Consider the following 19,930-nt stretch of genomic DNA (forward strand, 5'->3'; position numbering starts at 1 on the left):
GTTGTTGTTCATTCAGGTGAGCCGCCGGGTGACGGCTGCAGGCGCGCTTCAGCGATAACTACGCCAGCCGGCGCGCCTGAGTTTTCGATCCAGCGTTTTCTCATAGGGGCGAGGATGAATTTCGCGGATACGGCTGCCGCGATCGACACCACCGCCGCCGAGATGAACACGGTGCTCCACCCGCCGTTGGCCGACAGCACCGATGCGATCGGCACCAGCATCGACGCGGTGCCTTTCGCCGTATAGAGCGTGCCGGCATTGGCCGCAGCGTATTTGCTGCCGAACGTGTCCGCGCAGGTCGCCGGGAAGATCGAGAAGATCTCGCCCCAGCACAGGAATACGGCGGCGGCGAAGAACATGAAGGCGTACGGGTTGTGGCCGAACTGCATGAGCCCCAGCAGTGCGACGCCTTCGCCGAGAAAGATCATGAACATTGTGTTTTCACGGCCGATGCGGTCCGACAGAAAGCCGCACAACGGACGCGTGAAGCCGTTGCACAGGTTGTCGATCGACAGCGTCATCGTGAGCAGCGGCAGCGTGATGCCCATCAGGTTCACCGGCAGCTTGGCAAAGCCGAATTCCTTCGCGATCGGCCCAAGCTGTGCCGTGGCGATAATGCCGCCGGCTGCGACGAATACGAACATCAGATACAGCACCCAGAAGAGCGGCGAACGGATCATCTCGCCGGGTGTGTAGTCGATCTTGCTGGCGACCACGCGTTTGGCCGCGACTGCGAATGCGGGCGGTTTCGGCCGTACCAGCATGGTGGCGAGCAACAGAATGCAGACGCCCTGGAAAATGCCGAAGAACATGAACGTGTGCTCGTAACCCGAGCGCTGGATCATGTTGGCGATTGGAATCACGGTGACGGCCGCGCCGGCGCCGAAACCTGCCGCAGTCAGGCCGGCTGCGAGACCGCGCTTGTCCGGAAACCATTTGAGCGCCGTGCCGACGCAGGTGCCGTACACGCAACCTGCGCCGATACCGGCGATCACGGCTGCGATGTATAGATCGACGAGGCTGCTCGCATGCGCGTCGATGATCCAGCCGAGCGCCGCGCACACCGAGCCGCCGATCACAACCGGGCGCGGCCCGAACTTGTCGACGAGCCAGCCTTCGATCGGCACGAGCCAGGTTTCAGTGACGATGAAGACCGTGAATGCGGTCTGAATGGCTGCCTGGCCCCAGTGGTGGGCGTTGTCCATCGGTACGACGAACAGCGTCCAGGCATATTGGAGATTCGCGACCAGCCCCATGCATACGATGCCGATCGCTAGCTGCACCCAGCGGTTTTGCCGGAACGGCGTACTGCCTGTCCCGGATACGTTGGTATGTCCCATGTCTTTCGTCTCCTGTATATTCCGTCGCGCTCGAGCGGCGCGTTGGACCTACGTGATCGAATCGCTTCATCGCCGGTTTGTCTGTGGGCAATCAAGCGCCAGTGGTCGGCCAGAGGGAATTGCACTGACGAAAACCCTTGCCCGTCGATCTCACAACAACTGGGTAGAAGGCGTTTCGCGTGGAGCGCGTCTGAAGGATGCTGCGCGCGAACAGCGATAAGTAAAAGTTAAAACATTTTATGGTTAGCATTAGGCATACCTAATGGATGGGGTTGCCGGTTCTGATTGCGGGTTCTAAGCAACGAGACTCTGCGTCGACTGAGCAGGGATGTGGTGCACTGCAAGAGCAAACGGATGCTTTCCGGTGCGTTTACGGATCGGCAGGGGAATCAACGTATAAACAAAACGTTATGGTTTTTCGAAATAACTTTAACTGTTGTTTATCTATGCGCGCTCCTATTCTTGGTCATGTCAATTTGCCCGAAGGAGACGACCATGAACCCATCCCAGTTCGACGCCCGCGACAGCGCGCACGACGCGGAAGTAGAGGCGCAACTGTGCGCCTATAACAGCGCGTTCGAAGAACTCGGTCTGCGCTTCCGTTGGGATGCGCGCACGCTGGCGTTGGTAGCCACGATCGACGACGAGGAGGCGCAGATTGCCGCGTACATCGAAGCACATCACGCGCACTTGCTGAAAGCGTATAGCGTCGAGTTTCTGAGCCGGGCCATTCTCGAGAGGAAGAAAGCGCGCTATCCAGCGCGCGTATCGATACGCGTCGAAAGCGCGTCGCATGCGACCCAGGCGGTACGTCAGCCACAGATGAGCAGCTGGCGCGAGCGCGTGTCGTACGAGGTAGAGCTGCCGGCACTGGTTGGTGTTTAGACGCGGCACACGCCATGCGTGTGCCGCCGGTTGGAGAGGTGCTGGCTAGACAATGCGCGACAGGACAATCAGCACGGTCGTCACGGTAATCGCCCCGCCGATCCGGGTCGCGATCTGCGCGAACGGCATCAGCGTCATGCGATTGGCGGCAGTCAGGATGGCGACGTCGCCCGTGCCACCCTGGCCGCTGTGACAAGCGTTCACGATGGCCGCGTCGATCGGATACATCTTCATCCAGTACCCCACCAAAGCACCGACTGCCATCAGGGTTGCGACGGTTGACACGATGGTGATGAGGGTCGGCAGGGTGAAGGAAGCCATCAGCTTGTCCCACGGCGTCAGCGACACGCCGATGGCGAACAGCAGCGGGTAGGTGACCGCGGTGGAGAAAAACTTGTACACAATGTAAGCGCCCTGTTGCAGCTCTGGAGACACCGCCTGCGCGAGTTTCACGACCACCGCGATAAAAAGCATCGCGACCGGCGCCGGCAGGCCGAACAGCCGCTGGCATAAGATCCCGACAACGTAGAGCGTCAGTGCAGTGATGCCTGCCGCGGCGATATGGGTCACATCCATATGCCCCGAGATTTCTTGCTGCGCAGGGTCCATCTCGTCGTGCTCGCCAGGCTGCAAACGCCCTTCGCCGGTGAAACGGGGGTATCGCTTGCCGACGAAGTTCAACGTGCCGGCGAAAATGATCGCCGCCAGGCTGCCGAGCATGACGGGTGGCAGAACGGTCGCAAACAGGACTCCCGGATCCTGATGCAGGATCCCGGCATATCCGACGGTCAGCGGAATGGCCCCTTCGCCAACTCCGCCAGCCATGATCGGTACGACGATAAAAAAGAACGTGTGATAGGCGCCGAGTCCCAGCACCGTTCCGACGGCCGTCCCGACGGCGCCGGCCACGATCGTTCCGACACCGAGCGGCACGAAGATCTTGAGGAAGCCCTTGATCAGGACCTGCCGGTCCATGCTCAGGATGCTGCCCACAATAATGGACGCAATAAACAGGTATAGAAAATTGGTGGACTTGGTGAATTCGATGGTGACCTTCACGATCTGCGCAGGCAGCAACTTGTAGTACACCAGCGCGGACGGGATAAAGGTCGCAAAGATGGCAGCGGCGCCGATGGCGCGAATGCCCGGAATGCGCTTACCGATTTCGGCCAGCGTGAAACCGAAGAACGCAAACATCACGATCACGAGCGAGATCTCATTGGGCAGCTTGTCGATATAGACAAGCACTGCGATGAGTACGCCGGCAATCACATAGATCGGCAGCGGAATGATGCCAATGCGGATCTCCATCAGCCTCCACCATCCTTGGGGCCAGAAGGCCTGCTTCTTCGCCTGATCTGGCGGTAGAGGGGTGGAAGCCGCTGTCTTCATCGAAGTCTCCTGAACGGATATTCGGTTGCTTGCGCCGCTTTTTCAGTTCGCTATCGACTTTGTGGAGTGCCAAAGACACTCGTCATGTATCCCGTGGCGGCTAGACGAGTTGTGCGAAGTCTGGCTGAAATCTGCGTTTAATTGGTGTCGTGCGCAAAGAACTCCAAGCGTAGCATCGTGTGCGCGGCACGGGGTACCGTGCATACCCCTAGCGGCCGGACTCAGCCTCCGCCGAGCGCACTGGGATTGTTCGCGCAAGCGGTGCGCGACTGGGAAAGCAGGCGGGAAATTACTCGCTCGCAGACTCGACAGGGACCTCGGCGTCGCGCGCGGGCCGGCGTACGGCTCGCACCTTCCCGCTGCTTCCGCCGCCGCAGAAAAACAGATCGCCGCCGTCGGCTTCCAGCCCCGACACGGTCAGGCCGGGTGGCATCTCCAGGCTCTCCAGCACTTCTCCCGTACCAGGATCGACTCGTCGCAACTCGCTCGCGTCATCTTCCCAGGTGCCGTGCCAGAGCTCTCCGTTGCTCCACGTGACGCCGGTGACGAAGCGGTTGGACTCAATGGTGCGCAGAATCGCCCCGGTTTGGGGATCGACCTGGTGGATCTTCCGGTCCTGATACCGCCCCACCCAGAGCATGCCTTCGGCCCACGCGAGCCCCGAGTTGCCACCGCCGCCGGGCGCCGGAATGGTGGCGAGCACGCTGCCGGTATCCGGATCGATCTTCTGGATGCGATCGTCGGCGATCTGGAACAGGTGTTGGCCGTCGAAGGCCGTGCCTGCCTGCGCCGTGACGTCGAACGAGCGCAGCGTTTCTCCGCTCACTGGATCGAAGGCGTTCAGCTTGTCTCCGGCGGCAATCCAGACACGCTGACCGTCATAGGTGACGCCCCCCACCTGGTTGACACCCGGAAAGGGCCCATATTCACGAACGATTTTGGCGGCTGATTTGTTCATGTTTCGATCCTAATCACTCGGTAGGGGGAGCGGGGAGTAACAAAGCCGTCGTGAATCCGGGCATGGGCGGCGTCATCCAGCGTCGCGCGCGCCCGCGACCGAACGACTGCACCTTGCCGGCTGCCGCCAGCGAATCGAGTGCCCGCTGCATGGTGCGCTGGCTGGCGTCCAGCGCAATCGCGAGCGCCGAGCTCGACCACGACTCACCGTCCGCGAGGAAGGCGAGCACCATCGCATGGGGTTCTTCTACCGGCCGCGCGAGCACGACGACCTCGCGCGCGCCGTGCGGCACCAGCGCAAAGCCGCGCTTCGTCGCGCTCACGCCGGCCAGCGGCCCAAGCAACGCGCGAAGCCGCCCGACTTCGACGCGCAACCGTGCGCGATGCGATTCATCGGCATGCTTCGTCCGGAATGCGCGCGCGATGAGGGTGTCCCTCGATACGTCTTCGGGCCACGCTTCGGCCAATTCGCGTGCGAGCGCGAACAACACCGGACGCCTCGCGAGCGGAACTACGATGTTTGCTTCACGTATGACATAACGGCACGCGTCCACCACGAGCGCTTTCGAGGCCAGTAACGCCTCAACCTCCTCGAGCACGAGCAGCCGCTCTTCGCCGTGTGCAATCAGACGAGCCGCGGGCGTGTCAAGCAGAAGGCGTGCGCTTTCGACCTCCGCCGCCAGCGACGGGATACCGGCGTGACGCGCGGCCTGCTCGGCTTTCGCGAGCGCAGTGCGCGCTGTTTTCGTCTGGAGACGGCGCATCGCGACCCCCGCGACGACCAGCTCGTGGGCGGCACGCAGCGCGGGCGGGAAGGGCGTGGGATCGAGGTGGGCAAGCAGGCGCTCGGCTTCGTCGAGGCGCCCGATCAGGAGGAGGCGCCGGACTTCGAGATACCGCGCATGCGCGGCGTTCAGCCGGTCACCGTGGGCTTCGAGCGTCGCTCGCGCGGCGTCGAGCGCCTTTGCGGGCCAGCCCAGATCGCGTGAGGCGAGCGCGATTTCGGCCTCGGCGACCACGCATCGCGCACGGGCCACGGGCGCTTTCGGGCCGAAGGCGCGCGCCGCACTTCGCACCAGCGCTTTCGCCCGAACGAGATCGCCGAGCTGCGCCATCGCGATGCCTCGCAGCGCGAGCGCAGCTGCGTCGTCGCGCAAGGCGACCTGGTTCAGTGCGCCGAGCGGGTCGCCCGCAGCGAGCGCACGCGCCGCTGCCGTCACTAGCGAGTCCATGGTCTATTCGAATCCCGCCACATTTGTCACTCCCATCGTTCGGGTGCCCGTGGCTAATCTAGCACGACCACCAACCAGTTCGTCGTATCGACAACTGAACGATCGGCGAAGGACTCCCAAGGAGGGAAGCATGACCACGACACATAAAACCGGGACGCGTGACCAGTGGCTGGCGGCGCGGATCGACCTGCTCAAGGCGGAAAAGGCGCTCACGCGTCAGAGCGACGCGCTGGTGCAGCAACGGCAGGCGTTGCCCTGGGTGCGAATCGACAAGGCGTACCGATTCGAAACGGCTGCGGGAAGCGCTTCGTTGGCCGACCTCTTCAAAGGACGCTCGCAGCTCCTCGTGTACCACTTCATGTTCGGGCCTGACTACAAGGCGGGGTGCCCGTCATGCTCGTCGATCGCGGATGGGTTCGACGGCCTCGTGGTTCATCTGGCGAATCACGACGTCACGCTGTCCGCGGTATCGCGTGCGCCGCTCGAGAAGCTGCAGACGTATCAGCGCCGGATGGGCTGGACGTTCCCCTGGGCGTCTTCGGCTGGCAGCGACTTCAACTTCGACTTCAACATCGCGTTCACGGAGGCGCAACAGCGCGAAGGAAGCATCGAATACAACTACGAGCGCGGCGGCCACGCGATGGACGAGACACAGGTCGTCCCCGAGCCCGTCGCCCAGTTCGCGGCTACATGCGGAACCGACGCGGCGACGTACACGCGCGACAGGCCGGGCTTGAGTGCGTTCGTACTCGAAGACGGCGTCGTCTATCACACGTATTCCACCTATGCGCGCGGCGTGGACGGCATCTGGGGTATGTACCAGTGGCTCGACCGCGCGCCCAAAGGGCGTAACGAGACGGGCGTCTGGTGGAAGCGTCACGACGAGTACGAGGCGACGCGCTGAGCTAGATGATGGAACACGTTAGCGCAACCGGGAGCGGCGAAACGTCAGGACGTGCGATCGAAGCGCGCGCTTCCCAGCGGGCTTTCTTCGGCGTCTCGGCACTACTCTTCGCCGTCAGCACGGCGGTGACGATCGTCGGCGCGGCATCTATGTCGGCGATGGGTGAGATGCCGATGCCCGGCGGCTGGACGATGTCGGCGGCGTGGATGCGGATGTGCGGACAAACGTGGCCAGGCTTCGCGGCGTCATTCCTCGGCATGTGGGCGGTGATGATGGTCGCGATGATGCTGCCATCTCTCGTTCCTATGCTGTGGCGCTACCGCGAGGCCGTCGGCGGGACGGGCGTAACGGGCTTGGGCCGGCTGACGGTGGTGGTGGGCGCGGGGTACTTCTTCGTGTGGACCGCGTTCGGCATGGCCGCCTTTCCGCTCGGCGTGGCGCTGGCGGCGCTCGAGATGCAACAGCCGGCGCTGGCGCGCGCCGTTCCGTTCGCAGACGGTGTGATTGTGCTGATCGCCGGGGCGCTGCAGTTCACGGCGTGGAAGGCCCGGCGTCTTGCCTGCTGCCGCGCAACACCTGGTCGCTGCCTCCTGTTGCCCGCATTGCCCGCCGACGCCGCCACCGCATGGCGGCACGGCCTGCGTCTCGGCCTCCACTGCAGCTACTGCTGTGCGGGCCTGACGACGGTCCTGCTCGTTGCCGGGGTCATGGATTTGAGTGTGATGGCTGTCGTGACGGCGGCCATCACCGTTGAACGTCTTGCACCGCGTGGTGACCGGGCGGCGCGCGTGATCGGGGCCGGTATCGTCGGCGCAGGCGTGTTGCTGACCGCGCGAGCCGTAGGCTTGGGATGAGTCACCCGCCCCATGCCGACGACAATCAATCGGTCATGCCACCGTAATTGCGCTGTCCCCGCAGACGCATCGCGATGCGGCCAAACGCGCGCCATTGCTGTGCGATCAACCCGTCGCCATAGGAGCGCGCTGCGCCGTGCGGCACGGGCAACTGGTCACGGATGCCGGTCGGCTCGACGGTGCGGTCCCACGACGCGGTCCTGAACATCATGTCCCACCACGGAAACAGCACGCCGAAGTTACAGCCATAGCGCGTGCCTTCATGACCGTAGCCGACCGCGTGATGACGCCGATGAAAAATCGGGCTCACGATAGTGCGTTCGAGCAGCCATCCATACGGCAAGCGCGCGTTCACGTGCTGCACGCTCTGCATGAAGTTGCCGACGGCGACCAGTACGACGAACTGCGTCGGCTGCACGCCGATGAACAGCGAAATCGCGGCGAAGAACGCGGCCTGGATGATGTCGTCGAGAAAGTGATTGCGATCGTCGGCCCACAACGACATCTGCTGCTGGCTGTGGTGCACCGCGTGCAGTTCCCACCACACGCCGAAGCGATGCTGCCAGCGGTGATACCAGTAGCCGAAGAAATCGAGCACGATCAGGTAGATGAGGAACGACACAACCGGCTGATCGGTGACGCCCGGCCACAGTCCGTCGATGTCGATGTTCGGCACGTTGTAGATCGCCATCAGACTCTGCCAGTGATTGAACAGCGGCTGGAGCATGAAGAAGAACGCGATATTGAGGATGCCGAGCTTGGCGATCCACGTGTAGATCACATCGGCGCGCAGCGCTTTTCGATCGGACCACGCCTCGACGGGCCGCAGCGCCTCCAGCGGCCGCAAGGCGATATACGTGACCAGAATTTCCAGCACGCCGACGATCACCCAATAGAGCGCGTCGTAGGTGTCCTCGTCGTATCCCATCAGGCCGAAGCGATAGAAAAACGGCTGCACCACGTCGACGTACAGGAGTGTCTGCAGCGTCGAGATGCCATTGTCGAGTAGCGCGAGGATTTCGTGGGCCATCAAAAACCTCTTGAAATTGCGGGTGCTGTCATTAAAACGAAAGCCTGTTCAGTCTGGATTGGGCGCATACACGGGCGCACGATTGGCGAAATACAAACCATGCGGTGAACGTCCGACCGCGATCGTGTCGATAAGTTTATGCGTCGTCAGATCAATGATGCCGACATGCCGCGAAAAACGGAATGTGACCCACAGGTAGCGGTGATCCGCGGACAGCTCCATGTCGTCGGGGCCGGGCATAAGTCCGGTGATGTCGGCGGTCTTTGTCAGCGTGTTGTAATCGAGAATGCTGATCGTACTTTCCACGCGGTTCGTGAGCGCTACGTGCTGACCGTCGTCGAGATTACGGAAGTTGTGCGCGCCGCGCCCGGTCTGAATTCTTTTCACGACTTGCTGTTTGTGCCAGTCGACCACGGCCACATCGTCTTCGCCCGTCATGCCGATTAACAGATAGCGGTCGCCCGGTGTCATCCAGAGGCCGGCGGGAGTATTGCCCACGTGCAGTTTCCACAGCACCGACTGCGTCGCCAGATCGATCGCGGCCACCTCGCCCGTGTCTTGCAACGTGACGAACACGGTCTTGCTATCGGACGAGAACGTCATGTGACTCGGCGTCTTCGAGAGCGGGACGCGTTTGGCGAGCGTCATGTTCTGGCCGTCGTAGTGGTACACGTCGACGCGATCCAGTCGCAGACCTGCCGTCACGAACCATTTGTGATCCGGCGAGAAACCGAGCTGATAGGGATCTTCAATATCGTCGACCTTGCGCTGTACGCGGCCGGTATGCGGATCGAGAAACATCAGATCGTTCGAGATCGAATCCGCGACGATGAGCGAATGCCCGTCGGGCGTAATCATCAGATGGTGCGGTTCCTTACCGGTCGGCTCCGTGCCGATGACCTTGTGCGTAGCGGGATCGATCAGCGTCAGCTGGGCTTCGCCGGAGTCGAGCACGATCACGTTGTCGGCTGCTTGCGCCGGCATCGCCATGGTTAGCGCGCAATACGTTAGCGCGGCAAGCGCGACGGTCTTTGTAATCGAAACGATAGAAATTGGCATCTGAACGATAGACGGGCAGGAAAACAATTTGGGGGAACATCATGGCGGCGGGCGCAGGGAATTCAGCGCGTGTGGATCGTGCCTGACTTGCGCGCTCAAACCCGCGCTGAAACCGTTAACGGCTTAACGCGCCAGTTCGCTTTGTCGATGACACGCGGCACGTTGTTATTTGTATGAAGGGTTCGACGCTGGCGGAGGCAACGTCGGAGGGAAAATGAAAAGGCGCGGCTGATAACAGCGCGCGCCTTTGATCTGATAACTGCAGCCTGGTTCTTCTACTCGCGGACACCGTCAATCGAAATCGAACATGTCGAAAAGCGAGCGCTTCTTCTTGTGTCCCCGATAATCCGTTCGGTGATTGTCATACGTGCGGTTGTTGTCGTACGCATGGTCGCGATGCCGTTCCCGTTCCCGATCTCGATCCTGATGGCCGTCCCGGCTCGTGCGTGCGGCAGCGTTAGCCTGCGTGTCATCGCTCCCGGCGTCCTGCGCAATCAGCTTGTCGAGTTCGCCGCGATCGAGCCAGATGCCCCGGCAAACCGGGCAGTAGTCGATTTCGATCGAGCGTCGCTCGGTCATCAGCAAGTCAGTGGTCTTGCAAACGGGACATTTCATTTCGCTGCTCCTCAAGAGTAAAAAAATTCATCGAGCGCTCATTACTCCGCGCTAACCATCCGCTTCGAATTCGCCCGGCGCACGAGCATGTTCAGTGCCTCGACAAACGCGGAGAACGCCATAGCCGCGTAGATGTAAGCCTTCGACACGTGTGAACCAAAACCTTCTGCGATGAGCGTCATGCCGATCACGAGCAGGAAACCGAGCGCGAGCATGACGATGGTCGGATTGCGATCGATAAAGCGCGACAGCGGGTTGGCGGCGAACAGCATCACTGTGACCGCAGCGATCACGGCAACGAACATGATCGGCATGTGCTCGGTCATCCCGACCGCAGTGATGATGCTGTCGACCGAAAACACGATATCGAGCACCAGGATCTGTCCAATCGCAGCCATGGCGGTCAACTGCACGGTCGTGCTCGCCTTGTTGCGTACTTCTTCCGCATGGACGACGTGATGGCGAATTTCGCTCGTCGCCTTCCAGACGAGGAACAGGCCGCCGCCGAGCAGGATCAGGTCGCGCCATGAGAACGCGTGGCCGAACAGCGTCACGGCGGGCGCGGTCAGTTGCGCAATCCATGCGACGGTGCCGAGCAGGGCGAGCCGCAGCACCAGCGCAAGCATGATGCCCATGCGCTGCACGCGTGCGCGCTGTGCTTCCGGCAGCTTGTTGCTGAGGATCGAGATGAAGATCAGATTGTCGATGCCGAGCACGATTTCCATCACGACCAGCGTGAGAAGCGCAGCCCATGCAGCGGGGTCGGCGGCGAGTATGAGTAAAGAGTCCATGGGGTCCGTAAGCAAAGGGTGACAGGCAACGTCGGTATGCCGTTATCATCGCCGTCTTCGTAGTTCGGATAAATCAGTGATAATCTGATTGATATATCGATTTTTTCGAAGTGTCGCCAACATGCTCAACTATCGCCATCTCTACTATTTCTGGATCGTCGTGAAGGAGGGCGGCTTCGCGCGCGCGGCCGAGCGTCTCGACATGGCGGTTCAAACGATCAGCGCGCAGGTGCGCGAACTGGAAAAATCGATCGGGCGTCAATTGCTGAAACCAGCAGGGCGCGGCGTCACGATGACTGAAGCCGGCGAGACGGCTTTCAATCGCGCGGAACAGATTTTTCAGATCGGCGAGGCGTTACTCGACGAGATGCGCGAGGCGGGCGGTGAACGTGTTGCCCGGCTTGCGGTGGGTCTCTCCGACGGCATCTCAAAGCTCGCCGCGCACGCGCTGCTTGCGCCGGTGCTCGAAACGCCGTCGCTCAGGCTGCTCTGCCACGAGGGCGAACATGCGCAGTTGCTGTCCGAACTCGCGCTCCACCGGCTCGATCTCGTGCTGGCGTGCCAGCCTGCGCCGCACAATGCGGACCTGCGCGTCGTCAGTCAGCGCCTCGTCGGTTCACCCGTCGACTGGTATGGCCCCGCGGAGATCATCCGCAAGTCCGCTCGCACTGGATTTCCGCAGTGCCTGGCCGAGCTGCCTGTGCTCCTGCCCACCGGGCACGGCGCGTTGCGTGCGCGGATTGACCGATGGTTCGAAACCGAAGGAATCCGGCCGCGGATCGTTGGGGAGTTCGAAGACAGCGCGCTGATGGCGGTGTTTGCCGCGCGTGGTCTGGGCGTGTTTCCGCTCGCGGAATTGGGCGCGGGGGACGTGGCGCTGCTGCGAGGACTGCGCTGGCTCGGTCGAGCGGAAGGCGTGGTCGAAGAAATCCACGCGATCCGCTCGCGGCGCGGGCAACACCATGCGCTCGCTTCTCAGGTGGTGGCTGCCGGGCGTGCGTGAGCGTATGGTGCGTCCGGCAACGGGATGTGCCGGCTTGCCATCTGGTTTGGCTTAGGCCCCCACGCGTTGAACACGGCAGCGAGCAAGGCAATTTCGCCATCCGCCAGATAGTTGTCCGCGATCGCGACGGCGATACACAGCCGCATTACCTTGCGACGCAACGCGGGGTCGTCGATCTCATCTAACAACGTGGTGAGCAAGGCCGCGCCGAGCTGGCCGACCGGCGGGGCGAACGGCGTGTTCGCGACCGACTGGTCCTCGCACAGCGTTTGCACGATCTGCGCGAATTGCTCCGGTGCGAGACCGAGTTGGCCCGCTATATCCAGGCTTTCGAGGGCGAGTTCTTCCGAGCTGCTGACGTGTCCGTCGGAAGTGAGTGCCAGCGCGACGATACGTGCGGCGGCTTGAGGACTATTGCGCGGATAGGTTCGCATGTTTGGGCTCCTGGCGCGGACAATGTCCGCAGTGGTGATGAGCCTCAGTCTGCGTCAGGTAGAGGAACGGATAAATCTGCTAATCCGGGAGTGAAGGTTCGTAAAAACCGAAGCTTCCGCGGCCGACCGTGCGAAGCCTCATCGTTCAGCACGATGCAAAACACCCTATCGGATAAGATACGGCTCGCCGCAATTTTCCGAATAGAAGGAGTGTTTTCAGTGATTCAACCGAGCAACGTGTTCAAGGACAACCTCGCCCAACTGCCCGCCATTGACGGTATCGAACGTATCGATCTGCTCGACGGCAAGGGCGCCGTGGTGGCCAGCATCGAGAACAAGCCGGGCAAGCAGGGGTCGCTCGCGGTGTACAACTATCTGCAGCAGGCCTTTGGCACGCTGGACGCCAAGGCCGCCGAACACGGCCTCGCGGTGTTCGCCGAGCATACGGCCGACGCGCGCAACCATCCGGGTGCCCACCCGAACGTCGACCATCTGCTCGCGATTGTGGCCGGTGGGGAAGCGTTGCGCATCGACGTCGTCGTAGCCGGCTGAGCACGCCGTCGTTGTGCGGCGTGGCGTGGATCGCGTGACATCGGTCCGCGCCGCGACCCATACCGGTTTACCTTGGCGTCCTCGCCTACGGATGACTACCTGAATCTTCATCGGCAAGAATAAAGTCAACGAACGCCCGGAGCGGAGCCGGCATATGCGTTCGGCTCGGGTAGTACAGAAAAGGTCCAGTGAAGGATTGACACCACTCGTCGAGCACCGGCACGAGCGCCCCTTGCTCTATTGCCGGCCGCAGAAATTCATCGAACGAGTAGACGATTCCCAGTCCCGCGATGGCCGCGCCTCGTTCCAGTTCGATCACGGAGGCGATCATCGGTCCGTTTGGCTCGATTCGCACGACGTCGTCACCTCGCTTGAATTCCCATGTCGCGAGCACGCCGCTGTCGAAGCGGTGTCCGATACACGCGTGGTTCAGCAGTTCGCCCGGATGTTGCGGTATGCCGCGGGCCGCGAGATAGGACGGCGAGGCCGCCGCGACGAAATGTTGAACGCGCGGGCCGATTGGCACGGCGATCATGTCGCGCTCGAGGCGTTCGTCGTAGCGGATGCCGGCATCGAAGCCGGCCGCGAGGATATCGATGAACGTGTCGTTGGTGCCGACGTCCACCGTGATAGCCGGATGAGCGGCGAGGAAGCGGGAAAGGAGAGCAGGCAGAATTTCTCTTGCCGCGATCGACGGAACGTTTAATCTCAGTGTTCCCGTCGGACTCTCGCGAAAGAGGTTCACCGCGTCCAGCGCGATGGTGATTTCCCCGAAGGCCGGCGCAAGCCGTTCAAAAAGACGCTGCCCGGCTTCCGTTGGTGTAACGCTGCGCGTCGTGCGGTTGAGCAGTCTGACGCCAAGCTGTTGTTCGAGCCGTCGAACCGCTTCGCTAAGCGATGAGGCTGACACGCCGCCCGTCAGTGCGGCATGGCGAAACCCGCGTGCCCGTGTGACGGCGACGAATGCTTTCAGATCGGACAGGTCGGGTTCCTGCATTGTTCGCCTTTCCGCACGGGTCATCCAGATTGAGGTGGATTATCGCACGCTGGAAATCGGCCGATACTTCAGCCCAAGCGCCTTTCTTGCGGCGCACCTACCGAGGAACATCATGAAACAGCTTCAACTGGGCAAGACGGGTCCGCAAAGCTCCGCCATCGGTCTTGGCTGCATGGGGATGTCGGGCATGTACGGTCCCTCCGACCGCGCCGAAAGCATCGCAACGATCCACGCCGCGCTCGAAGCGGGCATCACGCTGCTCGATACCGGCGACTTCTACGGCTCCGGCCACAACGAAATCCTGATCGGCGAGGCCCTGAAAAGTGCGCCGCCGTCACGCCGCGACGCGGCGATCATCAGCGTGAAATTCGGCGCCATGCGCGACCCCGCAGGTGGCTGGTCGCTCTACGATGGGCGTCCCGCGGCGGTCAAAAACTTTCTTGCCTATTCGCTGCAGCGGCTGGGCGTCGATCATATCGACATCTACCGTCCTGCGCGGCTCGATCCCAACGTGCCTATCGAAGACACGGTCGGGGCGATCGCCGATATGGTCAAAGCCGGCTATGTACGGTACGTCGGTTTGTCCGAAGTAGGCGCCACGACTATTCGCCGTGCGGCAGCGGTGCACCCGGTGAGCGACCTGCAGATCGAGTACTCGCTGATTTCGCGCGGCATTGAAGACGAGATCCTGCCGACCTGCCGCGAACTCGGGATCGGCGTGACGGCGTACGGCGTGCTATCCCGCGGTTTGATCAGTGGGCACTGGAGCAAGGGCTCCGCGGGGAAAGGCGATTTCCGCGCCATGAGCCCGCGTTTTCAGGGGGACAACGTCGATCACAATCTCGCGCTGGTGGATGCGTTGCGCAAGGTGGCCGATGCAAAAGGCGTCTCGGTTGCGCAGATCGCGATTGCCTGGGTTGCGGCCCAAGGCAGCGATATCGTGCCGCTGGTTGGCGCGCGCCGTCGCGATCGTCTTGCCGAAGCACTCGGTGCGGTTGATGTGACGCTCAGCGCGGAGGATCTGGCCGCGATCGCCCAGGCAGTGCCGCATGGGGCCGCCGCAGGTGAACGTTACGCAGCGGCGCAGATGGCGCATCTCGACAGCGAACAGGGAAGTCAGGGGCACACGGCCTGATGCGTTGACGGATTGCACATGCCGGGTCCTTCCGATCGCACGGAAGCCCGGCATTCGCCTATCCGATCTAAAAGCTATCAAGCGGGAAAGTCAGTCGATGCCGACAGCGCCTGCCAGGTTTCGGTTTCCTGCGTGACATACGCATTTTTCTCGGCGATCGCCTTCAGCGTGTCGGTGCCAATCGGCAGCCGCAGCGGAGGCGTTTGTGCGTCGACCAATTCGACCATGGCGGCCGCGAGCTTCTCCGGGTTGCCCGGTTGGTTGTGGTTCATGCGGGTAGCGCGCCGGCGAACCTCTCCTGAAGTCTCGTCATAGTCGGCAATCACGTTCCCGGCAACCATAAGCGATGACGCGTCGAGGAAGTCCGTACGGAAGTATCCTGGCTCTACGACCGTTGCGTGAATACCGAGCGGCTTCAGCTCGGCCCGCAATGCTTCAGTCAAGCCTTCAACGGCGAACTTGGTCGAAGAATAGGCGCCGAACCCGGCGGCTGCCCGATAACCGCCGATCGACGACATATTGATGACGTGGCCGGCCCGCTGCGCGCGCATCACCGGCAGAACGGCGCGCGTGATATTCAGCAAGCCGAATACGTTCGTGTCGTACATGCGGCGCACGTCGGCATCGCTTGACTCCTCGATGGCGCCAAGCAAACCGAAGCCTGCGTTGTTGACCAGAACGTCGATCCGGCCGAACCGTTCAACTGCGGCTTGGACCGCGGCCTTCGCCTGAGCTTCGTCGGTCACGTCCAGCGCGACGGGAAGGAGTGCCGGCGAGTGACCGAAGCGCTCGGCGATCGCTGCGACATTGCGGCCAGTGGCAACGACCGCATTGCCGTCAGCGAGAGCGGCCTCGGCGATCAGGGCGCCCAGGCCGCGCGTCGCGCCGGTGATGAACCAGACGCGCTTGAAGCCGTTGTTCGTGTTGTTAGCCATGATGTTTCTCCTACGGTTCGGGTGAAAGTGAACGAATAATAGGAGTGTCGATTGGCACAAACTAGACGGTCATTGGTAGACTGATAATCAACTCTTATTTGCTAATTCAGGCGGCCATGAACGAAGTACGCGCAATTACGATATTCGTCCGGGCCGCGGCGCTGGGAAGTCTGCGCAAGGCCGCCGTGGATCAGGGCATCTCGCCGCAGGCCGCGAGCCACGCGGTCATGCAACTGGAAAAGGAGCTGGGGGTTCGGCTTTTCCACCGGACCACGCGCAAGTTGAGCCTGACCGAGGAGGGACAGGGACTCCTCGACAGCGTGAGACCTGCGTTGGCGATACTGTCGTCGGCACTCGACGACGCGCGGCGATCGAAAGACGCGATCGCCGGGCCGCTGCGGGTGAGCGCGCCAAGTGCGTTCTCGCGCACCGTGCTGTGGCCGTATTTCCTCGAATTCGCCGAATTGCATCCGAATGTGCAACTGGATGTGCAGTTCGACGATCACTTCACCGACCTCGTCAGCGATCGGGCCGATGTTGGCTTTCGCGGTGGTTCGCCGCCGTCGGGCGGCACGATCGCGAGACGGCTGTTGCCGATCCAATTGATTGTCTGTGCATCGCCTGCCTATATCGAGCGCTATGGCGCGCCGCGGACCATCGACGAGCTCGACGGGCACCGTTGCACCGGCTATCGGCGGGCGAATACAGGCAAGCAGTCTCCGTGGGAATTTTTGATCGATGACGAGATCGTCTATCGCGACGTCGCAGCCAGCTTGTGCGTCAATGATACGGAGGCGGAGGCCCAAGCCGTGCTGGCTGGACTCGCAATCGGGCAGCTCGGCGGCTTTTCGGCAACCTTGCCTATCAAACGTGGCGAACTTGTTCCGCTGCTCGTCAGGCATGTCACACAGCGTGAGGCCATCTACGTCTACTATCGCCATCGAACCGAGCAGCCGCTGCGTGTGAGGGCGTTCATTGATTTTACGGTCGAGCGTCTCGCTGGGAACAGGAATTTTTATCTCGAGCCGTCTGAGCTTCGTGCGGCGCGTTGACTGTGTCGGGTTCGATGAGTCGGCGAGGCGGCCGGCAGCGATACCTTATGTCTTCGGCAACGTGGATTTTCCGCTCCGTTTGCGCGGCTTCGGCTCTACACCTATGCGCGGATCGCGCGCGAGCACGAGCGCCGTCATCGTTTCGACGGTGGTTTCAAATGCCGGATCGTCTTGCGGTACATAAAGCCATTTTCCAAGCACCGGATGCGGCCGCAAAGCGGGTACTTCTTCAATGAGCGCGGCGTGGCGTTCATGCGAGGTGCACACCAGCAAGCCATTCCACGGCTTGTCGCGGTCGGCGGCAATCAGACACAACAGGCCGTCGATGTAGGCGGCATCGCTGCCGAACATCCGTTTGCGAATATAGGTGGAGTCGCGCTCGAATGCGTCGAAGATCCAGACGAGCGAGTTGCGGATGGAAGAGGGCATCGGTGTGAAATCCCAAGGGTCGATGAGCGATGTTAACCAATGTCTGCTTTCGCTGCCCATAGCTGATCGTCGAAAGCCGACCTCGGCGTATCGCAGCGCCGCGTCCCCCGGCAATTGCGTTTCATAAGCGTTTCCTATCGCGCAAGAACGAACCCGTCTTGGCGCGATTTGTAGGGGCGATATACCGTTATATCCGTGTTGCAGCGGTGTCGTGCCTACTCGTTCCTGATCTGCATGAGCCGCTCCCCTTACATCCGGAAGCGAAGATCGACCATGTACAAAGCCATCAGGAAGAACCCGTCGGCGGCTCAGGCTGCCGATACCATCCTTAGCGCATTGCGCGACATCCCCGTCTCCGCGCTCAGCGACAACATGCATCGTAACATCGGCAGCGTGGGGCTCCACCCGTATCAACGGCCCGGCAAGAAGACGATGGCCGGTACCGCAGTCACCGTGCGCTCGCGTGGCGGAGATAACCTGACTTATCTGCGCGCCCTGGAGTTTTGCCGTCCTGGTGACGTCCTGGTCGTGGACGCGGGCGGCGATCTCAACAACGCCGTGGTCGGCGGCATTCTGTCTTTCTACGCTGCAAACATCGGCGTTGTCGGTTTGGTCATAGACGGCGCGATCCGTGATGTCGCGGAAATCCGCGATCGGGATTTTCCGGTTTACGCCCGTGGGGTCACGCACCGGGGGCCGTATAAAGACGGTCCGGGTGAAATCAATGTGGCGGTGTCGGTCGGCGGAATGCTGGTCAATCCCGGCGATATCGTTGTCGGCGATCAGGATGGCTTGCTGGCCATTCCGCAAGGCGATGCCGAGTTTGTCATCGAAAAAGCGCTGGCCGTTCTGGAAGCCGAGGCTGAGACGATGCGAGCAATGAAGGAAGGTCGTTGGAACCGCGCGTTTATCGATGCGCTCGAAGCACGATGCAATAACTGAGCATCGCGTGGGGAGCAGGAAAAAGCCGACGTCTGTATTGCGACGTCGGCTTTTTTATGGCCGGTTCATTGCCCATACGCGCGATGGACGGACGAATGGCGACGAGAACGCGGCTTGCCGCGTCATCGTCGCCACACGTGTGCAATCAATCGAAGCTCACCAGCACCTTCATCGATTTTGAGCGATCGCCCGCTGTCTGGAAGGCCTTGACCGAATCCTGATACGGGAAAATACCCGAGATCAAAGGCTTCACATCGATCAATCCCTTGTTCAGCAGTTCGACGGCAATAGCGAATTCTTCGTGAAAGCGGAACGCGCCGCGCAGATCGAATTCCTTGGCGACGATCACATTGATCGGCAACGAGATGTCGCCGCCGAGGCCGACCTGGACGATCACGCCGCGCGGTTTGAGCACGTCGAACGCACCGCGCAATGCCGCCGCGTTGCCGCTCGCCTCGAACAGAACGTCGAAGCTGCCCTTGTCGACGGCGAACGGCTGGAGCGCGTCCGGCGTCTCCGCGATGTTGAACGCGAGGTCGGCGCCGACCTTTTTCGCGCTCTCGAGCGGCAGCGTATTCACGTCAGTTGCCACGATCATTGCTGCGCCGGCTCGGCGCGCGGCAGCCACGATCAACGCGCCGATCGGCCCACATCCTGTGACGAGCACCCGCTTGCCGAGCAACGGACCCGCGCGCCGAACGGCGTGAAGGGCGACCGACAGCGGTTCGGCCATCGCGGCTTCGGCATCGCTCAACGAGTCCGCCACGACGTGCGCCTGTGAACGGTCGATCACGATCTCCTGCCGGAATGCGCCCTGCACGTGCGGCGTGCGCATGGCGCTGCCGTAGTAGCGCATATCCAGGCAGTGGTTCTGCAGCCCTTGCTGGCAGTATTGGCACAGGCCACACGGGCGGCTCGGGCTGATGGAGATCCGGGTGCCGACCGGCATATCCGTCACGCCAGATCCCACACGCGCGACGGCACCCGAGACTTCATGACCGAGCACCATGGGCTCCTTGATGCGAATCGTGCCGAAACCGCCATGATTGAAGTAATGAAGATCCGAACCGCAGATACCGCCGGCCCGAACCCGTACGAGCAACTGGTTGGCTTCCGGTTCAGGCGTGGGAACGTCCTCGATCCGCAGATCGAGTGGGGCGTGAATGACAAGTGCATGCATGGTGAGGGCCTATAACGGTGAATGCGGGATCAGCACGCTATACGTTAGCGTCTCAAGGCCCAGTCGACAAAGATCAAAGTTGTCTGGGCCGATAGTCGACGCTTATGGATGCTCATTCGAGTGCCTTGGTCATATTCTCGATCCCATTGTTGACGATCGGGACAAGACTTTGCGTCCTGATGTCGTTCGGCCTTCGGAGAGGTCTGCCGGCG

The 19,930-nt window shown here is 61.7% G+C and carries 21 protein-coding genes; 8 read left to right on the top strand and 13 right to left on the bottom strand.

What is annotated here, in order from left to right:
- Nucleotides 1-8 precede the first annotated feature (8 nt).
- Nucleotides 9-1,340, bottom strand: coding sequence for an oxalate/formate MFS antiporter (gene oxlT, locus PQQ86_RS21810; protein WP_408271470.1), 1,332 nt, complete (start codon nucleotides 1,338-1,340; stop codon nucleotides 9-11).
- Between the two features lie 495 nt (nucleotides 1,341-1,835).
- Between oxlT and PQQ86_RS21815 the strand changes: the two genes are divergently transcribed.
- Complete coding sequence (locus PQQ86_RS21815; RefSeq protein WP_408271473.1) at nucleotides 1,836-2,225, top strand: hypothetical protein; 390 nt, start codon at nucleotides 1,836-1,838, stop codon at nucleotides 2,223-2,225.
- Nucleotides 2,226-2,270: 45 nt separating this feature from the next.
- On the opposite strand, the gene PQQ86_RS21820 is transcribed toward PQQ86_RS21815, so the two are convergent.
- From PQQ86_RS21820 to PQQ86_RS21830, 3 genes are all read right to left on the bottom strand, one after another.
- Nucleotides 2,271-3,617, bottom strand: a complete 1,347-nt coding sequence (locus PQQ86_RS21820; protein ID WP_408271476.1) for a 2-hydroxycarboxylate transporter family protein — start codon at nucleotides 3,615-3,617, stop codon at nucleotides 2,271-2,273.
- A 289-nt stretch (nucleotides 3,618-3,906) separates the two neighbouring features.
- Nucleotides 3,907-4,575, bottom strand: a complete 669-nt coding sequence (locus PQQ86_RS21825) for a Vgb family protein (protein WP_408271479.1) — start codon at nucleotides 4,573-4,575, stop codon at nucleotides 3,907-3,909.
- A 13-nt stretch (nucleotides 4,576-4,588) separates the two neighbouring features.
- A complete protein-coding gene (locus PQQ86_RS21830; protein ID WP_408271482.1) occupies nucleotides 4,589-5,806 on the bottom strand; it encodes a winged helix-turn-helix domain-containing protein in 1,218 nt (405 codons plus the stop codon).
- Between the two features lie 130 nt (nucleotides 5,807-5,936).
- Here PQQ86_RS21830 and PQQ86_RS21835 point away from each other — a divergent pair, with 130 nt between their 5' ends.
- Nucleotides 5,937-6,710, top strand: coding sequence for a DUF899 domain-containing protein (locus PQQ86_RS21835; RefSeq protein WP_408271485.1), 774 nt, complete (start codon nucleotides 5,937-5,939; stop codon nucleotides 6,708-6,710).
- A gap of 8 nt (nucleotides 6,711-6,718) precedes the next feature.
- Nucleotides 6,719-7,564, top strand: a complete 846-nt coding sequence (locus PQQ86_RS21840; protein ID WP_408279291.1) for a DUF2182 domain-containing protein — start codon at nucleotides 6,719-6,721, stop codon at nucleotides 7,562-7,564.
- Between the two features lie 25 nt (nucleotides 7,565-7,589).
- Here PQQ86_RS21840 and PQQ86_RS21845 read toward each other — a convergent pair whose 3' ends face one another.
- From PQQ86_RS21845 to PQQ86_RS21860, 4 genes are all read right to left on the bottom strand, one after another.
- Nucleotides 7,590-8,594, bottom strand: coding sequence for a sterol desaturase family protein (locus PQQ86_RS21845; protein ID WP_408271488.1), 1,005 nt, complete (start codon nucleotides 8,592-8,594; stop codon nucleotides 7,590-7,592).
- 48 nt (nucleotides 8,595-8,642) lie between these two features.
- Entirely contained in the window at nucleotides 8,643-9,653 is a 1,011-nt protein-coding gene (locus tag PQQ86_RS21850; RefSeq protein ID WP_408271491.1) for a YVTN family beta-propeller repeat protein, read from the bottom strand.
- Between the two features lie 291 nt (nucleotides 9,654-9,944).
- Nucleotides 9,945-10,268 carry a TFIIB-type zinc ribbon-containing protein gene (locus PQQ86_RS21855; RefSeq protein ID WP_408271494.1) on the bottom strand — a complete coding sequence of 108 codons (324 nt, stop codon included), beginning with the start codon at nucleotides 10,266-10,268 and terminating at the stop codon, nucleotides 9,945-9,947.
- A gap of 41 nt (nucleotides 10,269-10,309) precedes the next feature.
- Nucleotides 10,310-11,059 carry a TerC family protein gene (locus PQQ86_RS21860; protein WP_408271497.1) on the bottom strand — a complete coding sequence of 250 codons (750 nt, stop codon included), beginning with the start codon at nucleotides 11,057-11,059 and terminating at the stop codon, nucleotides 10,310-10,312.
- A gap of 121 nt (nucleotides 11,060-11,180) precedes the next feature.
- Between PQQ86_RS21860 and PQQ86_RS21865 the strand changes: the two genes are divergently transcribed.
- Nucleotides 11,181-12,062 (top strand): LysR family transcriptional regulator, encoded by an 882-nt coding sequence (locus PQQ86_RS21865; protein ID WP_408271500.1) that lies wholly within the window; start codon nucleotides 11,181-11,183, stop codon nucleotides 12,060-12,062.
- Here PQQ86_RS21865 and PQQ86_RS21870 read toward each other — a convergent pair.
- Nucleotides 12,035-12,496 (bottom strand): TerB family tellurite resistance protein, encoded by a 462-nt coding sequence (locus PQQ86_RS21870; protein WP_408271501.1) that lies wholly within the window; start codon nucleotides 12,494-12,496, stop codon nucleotides 12,035-12,037. The two genes, PQQ86_RS21865 and PQQ86_RS21870, sit on opposite strands and share 28 nt — an antisense overlap.
- Before the next feature lie 219 nt (nucleotides 12,497-12,715).
- Between PQQ86_RS21870 and PQQ86_RS21875 the strand changes: the two genes are divergently transcribed.
- On the top strand, nucleotides 12,716-13,048 hold the full coding sequence (locus PQQ86_RS21875; protein ID WP_408271504.1) for a DUF2322 family protein: 333 nt from the start codon (nucleotides 12,716-12,718) through the stop codon (nucleotides 13,046-13,048).
- An 85-nt stretch (nucleotides 13,049-13,133) separates the two neighbouring features.
- On the opposite strand, the gene PQQ86_RS21880 is transcribed toward PQQ86_RS21875, so the two are convergent.
- A complete protein-coding gene (locus tag PQQ86_RS21880) occupies nucleotides 13,134-14,045 on the bottom strand; it encodes a LysR family transcriptional regulator (RefSeq protein ID WP_408271507.1) in 912 nt (303 codons plus the stop codon).
- A gap of 112 nt (nucleotides 14,046-14,157) precedes the next feature.
- Between PQQ86_RS21880 and PQQ86_RS21885 the strand changes: the two genes are divergently transcribed.
- A complete protein-coding gene (locus PQQ86_RS21885; protein ID WP_408271510.1) occupies nucleotides 14,158-15,180 on the top strand; it encodes an aldo/keto reductase in 1,023 nt (340 codons plus the stop codon).
- A 77-nt stretch (nucleotides 15,181-15,257) separates the two neighbouring features.
- Here PQQ86_RS21885 and PQQ86_RS21890 read toward each other — a convergent pair whose 3' ends face one another.
- A complete protein-coding gene (locus tag PQQ86_RS21890; protein WP_408271513.1) occupies nucleotides 15,258-16,115 on the bottom strand; it encodes an oxidoreductase in 858 nt (285 codons plus the stop codon).
- Between the two features lie 116 nt (nucleotides 16,116-16,231).
- Here PQQ86_RS21890 and PQQ86_RS21895 point away from each other — a divergent pair, with 116 nt between their 5' ends.
- Nucleotides 16,232-17,167, top strand: coding sequence for a LysR family transcriptional regulator (locus PQQ86_RS21895; RefSeq protein WP_408271515.1), 936 nt, complete (start codon nucleotides 16,232-16,234; stop codon nucleotides 17,165-17,167).
- 45 nt (nucleotides 17,168-17,212) lie between these two features.
- On the opposite strand, the gene PQQ86_RS21900 is transcribed toward PQQ86_RS21895, so the two are convergent.
- The gene (locus tag PQQ86_RS21900; protein ID WP_408279293.1) at nucleotides 17,213-17,596 is read right to left on the bottom strand and encodes a hypothetical protein; all 384 of its coding nucleotides are present in this window, start codon (nucleotides 17,594-17,596) and stop codon (nucleotides 17,213-17,215) included.
- 273 nt (nucleotides 17,597-17,869) lie between these two features.
- On the opposite strand from PQQ86_RS21900, the gene PQQ86_RS21905 reads away from it, so the two are divergent.
- Nucleotides 17,870-18,538 (top strand): RraA family protein, encoded by a 669-nt coding sequence (locus PQQ86_RS21905; RefSeq protein ID WP_408271518.1) that lies wholly within the window; start codon nucleotides 17,870-17,872, stop codon nucleotides 18,536-18,538.
- A 145-nt stretch (nucleotides 18,539-18,683) separates the two neighbouring features.
- Here PQQ86_RS21905 and PQQ86_RS21910 read toward each other — a convergent pair whose 3' ends face one another.
- The gene (locus PQQ86_RS21910) at nucleotides 18,684-19,718 is read right to left on the bottom strand and encodes an L-idonate 5-dehydrogenase (RefSeq protein ID WP_408271520.1); all 1,035 of its coding nucleotides are present in this window, start codon (nucleotides 19,716-19,718) and stop codon (nucleotides 18,684-18,686) included.
- Between the last annotated feature and the right edge of the window lie 212 nt (nucleotides 19,719-19,930).

Source organism: Paraburkholderia sediminicola (assembly GCF_046026675.1).
Lineage (GTDB): Bacteria > Pseudomonadota > Gammaproteobacteria > Burkholderiales > Burkholderiaceae > Paraburkholderia > Paraburkholderia sediminicola_F.

What these genes read in the sequence shown, in the direction of transcription:
- oxlT (WP_408271470.1), bottom strand. Translation starts at nt 1,340, where the DNA reads ATGGGACATACCAACGTATCCGGGACAGGCAGTACGCCGTTCCGGCAA.
- PQQ86_RS21815 (WP_408271473.1), top strand. Translation starts at nt 1,836, where the DNA reads ATGAACCCATCCCAGTTCGACGCCCGCGACAGCGCGCACGACGCGGAA.
- PQQ86_RS21820 (WP_408271476.1), bottom strand. Translation starts at nt 3,617, where the DNA reads ATGAAGACAGCGGCTTCCACCCCTCTACCGCCAGATCAGGCGAAGAAG.
- PQQ86_RS21825 (WP_408271479.1), bottom strand. Translation starts at nt 4,575, where the DNA reads ATGAACAAATCAGCCGCCAAAATCGTTCGTGAATATGGGCCCTTTCCG.
- PQQ86_RS21830 (WP_408271482.1), bottom strand. Translation starts at nt 5,806, where the DNA reads ATGGACTCGCTAGTGACGGCAGCGGCGCGTGCGCTCGCTGCGGGCGAC.
- PQQ86_RS21835 (WP_408271485.1), top strand. Translation starts at nt 5,937, where the DNA reads ATGACCACGACACATAAAACCGGGACGCGTGACCAGTGGCTGGCGGCG.
- PQQ86_RS21840 (WP_408279291.1), top strand. Translation starts at nt 6,719, where the DNA reads ATGGAACACGTTAGCGCAACCGGGAGCGGCGAAACGTCAGGACGTGCG.
- PQQ86_RS21845 (WP_408271488.1), bottom strand. Translation starts at nt 8,594, where the DNA reads ATGGCCCACGAAATCCTCGCGCTACTCGACAATGGCATCTCGACGCTG.
- PQQ86_RS21850 (WP_408271491.1), bottom strand. Translation starts at nt 9,653, where the DNA reads ATGCCAATTTCTATCGTTTCGATTACAAAGACCGTCGCGCTTGCCGCG.
- PQQ86_RS21855 (WP_408271494.1), bottom strand. Translation starts at nt 10,268, where the DNA reads ATGAAATGTCCCGTTTGCAAGACCACTGACTTGCTGATGACCGAGCGA.
- PQQ86_RS21860 (WP_408271497.1), bottom strand. Translation starts at nt 11,059, where the DNA reads ATGGACTCTTTACTCATACTCGCCGCCGACCCCGCTGCATGGGCTGCG.
- PQQ86_RS21865 (WP_408271500.1), top strand. Translation starts at nt 11,181, where the DNA reads ATGCTCAACTATCGCCATCTCTACTATTTCTGGATCGTCGTGAAGGAG.
- PQQ86_RS21870 (WP_408271501.1), bottom strand. Translation starts at nt 12,496, where the DNA reads ATGCGAACCTATCCGCGCAATAGTCCTCAAGCCGCCGCACGTATCGTC.
- PQQ86_RS21880 (WP_408271507.1), bottom strand. Translation starts at nt 14,045, where the DNA reads ATGCAGGAACCCGACCTGTCCGATCTGAAAGCATTCGTCGCCGTCACA.
- PQQ86_RS21885 (WP_408271510.1), top strand. Translation starts at nt 14,158, where the DNA reads ATGAAACAGCTTCAACTGGGCAAGACGGGTCCGCAAAGCTCCGCCATC.
- PQQ86_RS21890 (WP_408271513.1), bottom strand. Translation starts at nt 16,115, where the DNA reads ATGGCTAACAACACGAACAACGGCTTCAAGCGCGTCTGGTTCATCACC.
- PQQ86_RS21895 (WP_408271515.1), top strand. Translation starts at nt 16,232, where the DNA reads ATGAACGAAGTACGCGCAATTACGATATTCGTCCGGGCCGCGGCGCTG.
- PQQ86_RS21900 (WP_408279293.1), bottom strand. Translation starts at nt 17,596, where the DNA reads ATGCCCTCTTCCATCCGCAACTCGCTCGTCTGGATCTTCGACGCATTC.
- PQQ86_RS21905 (WP_408271518.1), top strand. Translation starts at nt 17,870, where the DNA reads ATGTACAAAGCCATCAGGAAGAACCCGTCGGCGGCTCAGGCTGCCGAT.
- PQQ86_RS21910 (WP_408271520.1), bottom strand. Translation starts at nt 19,718, where the DNA reads ATGCATGCACTTGTCATTCACGCCCCACTCGATCTGCGGATCGAGGAC.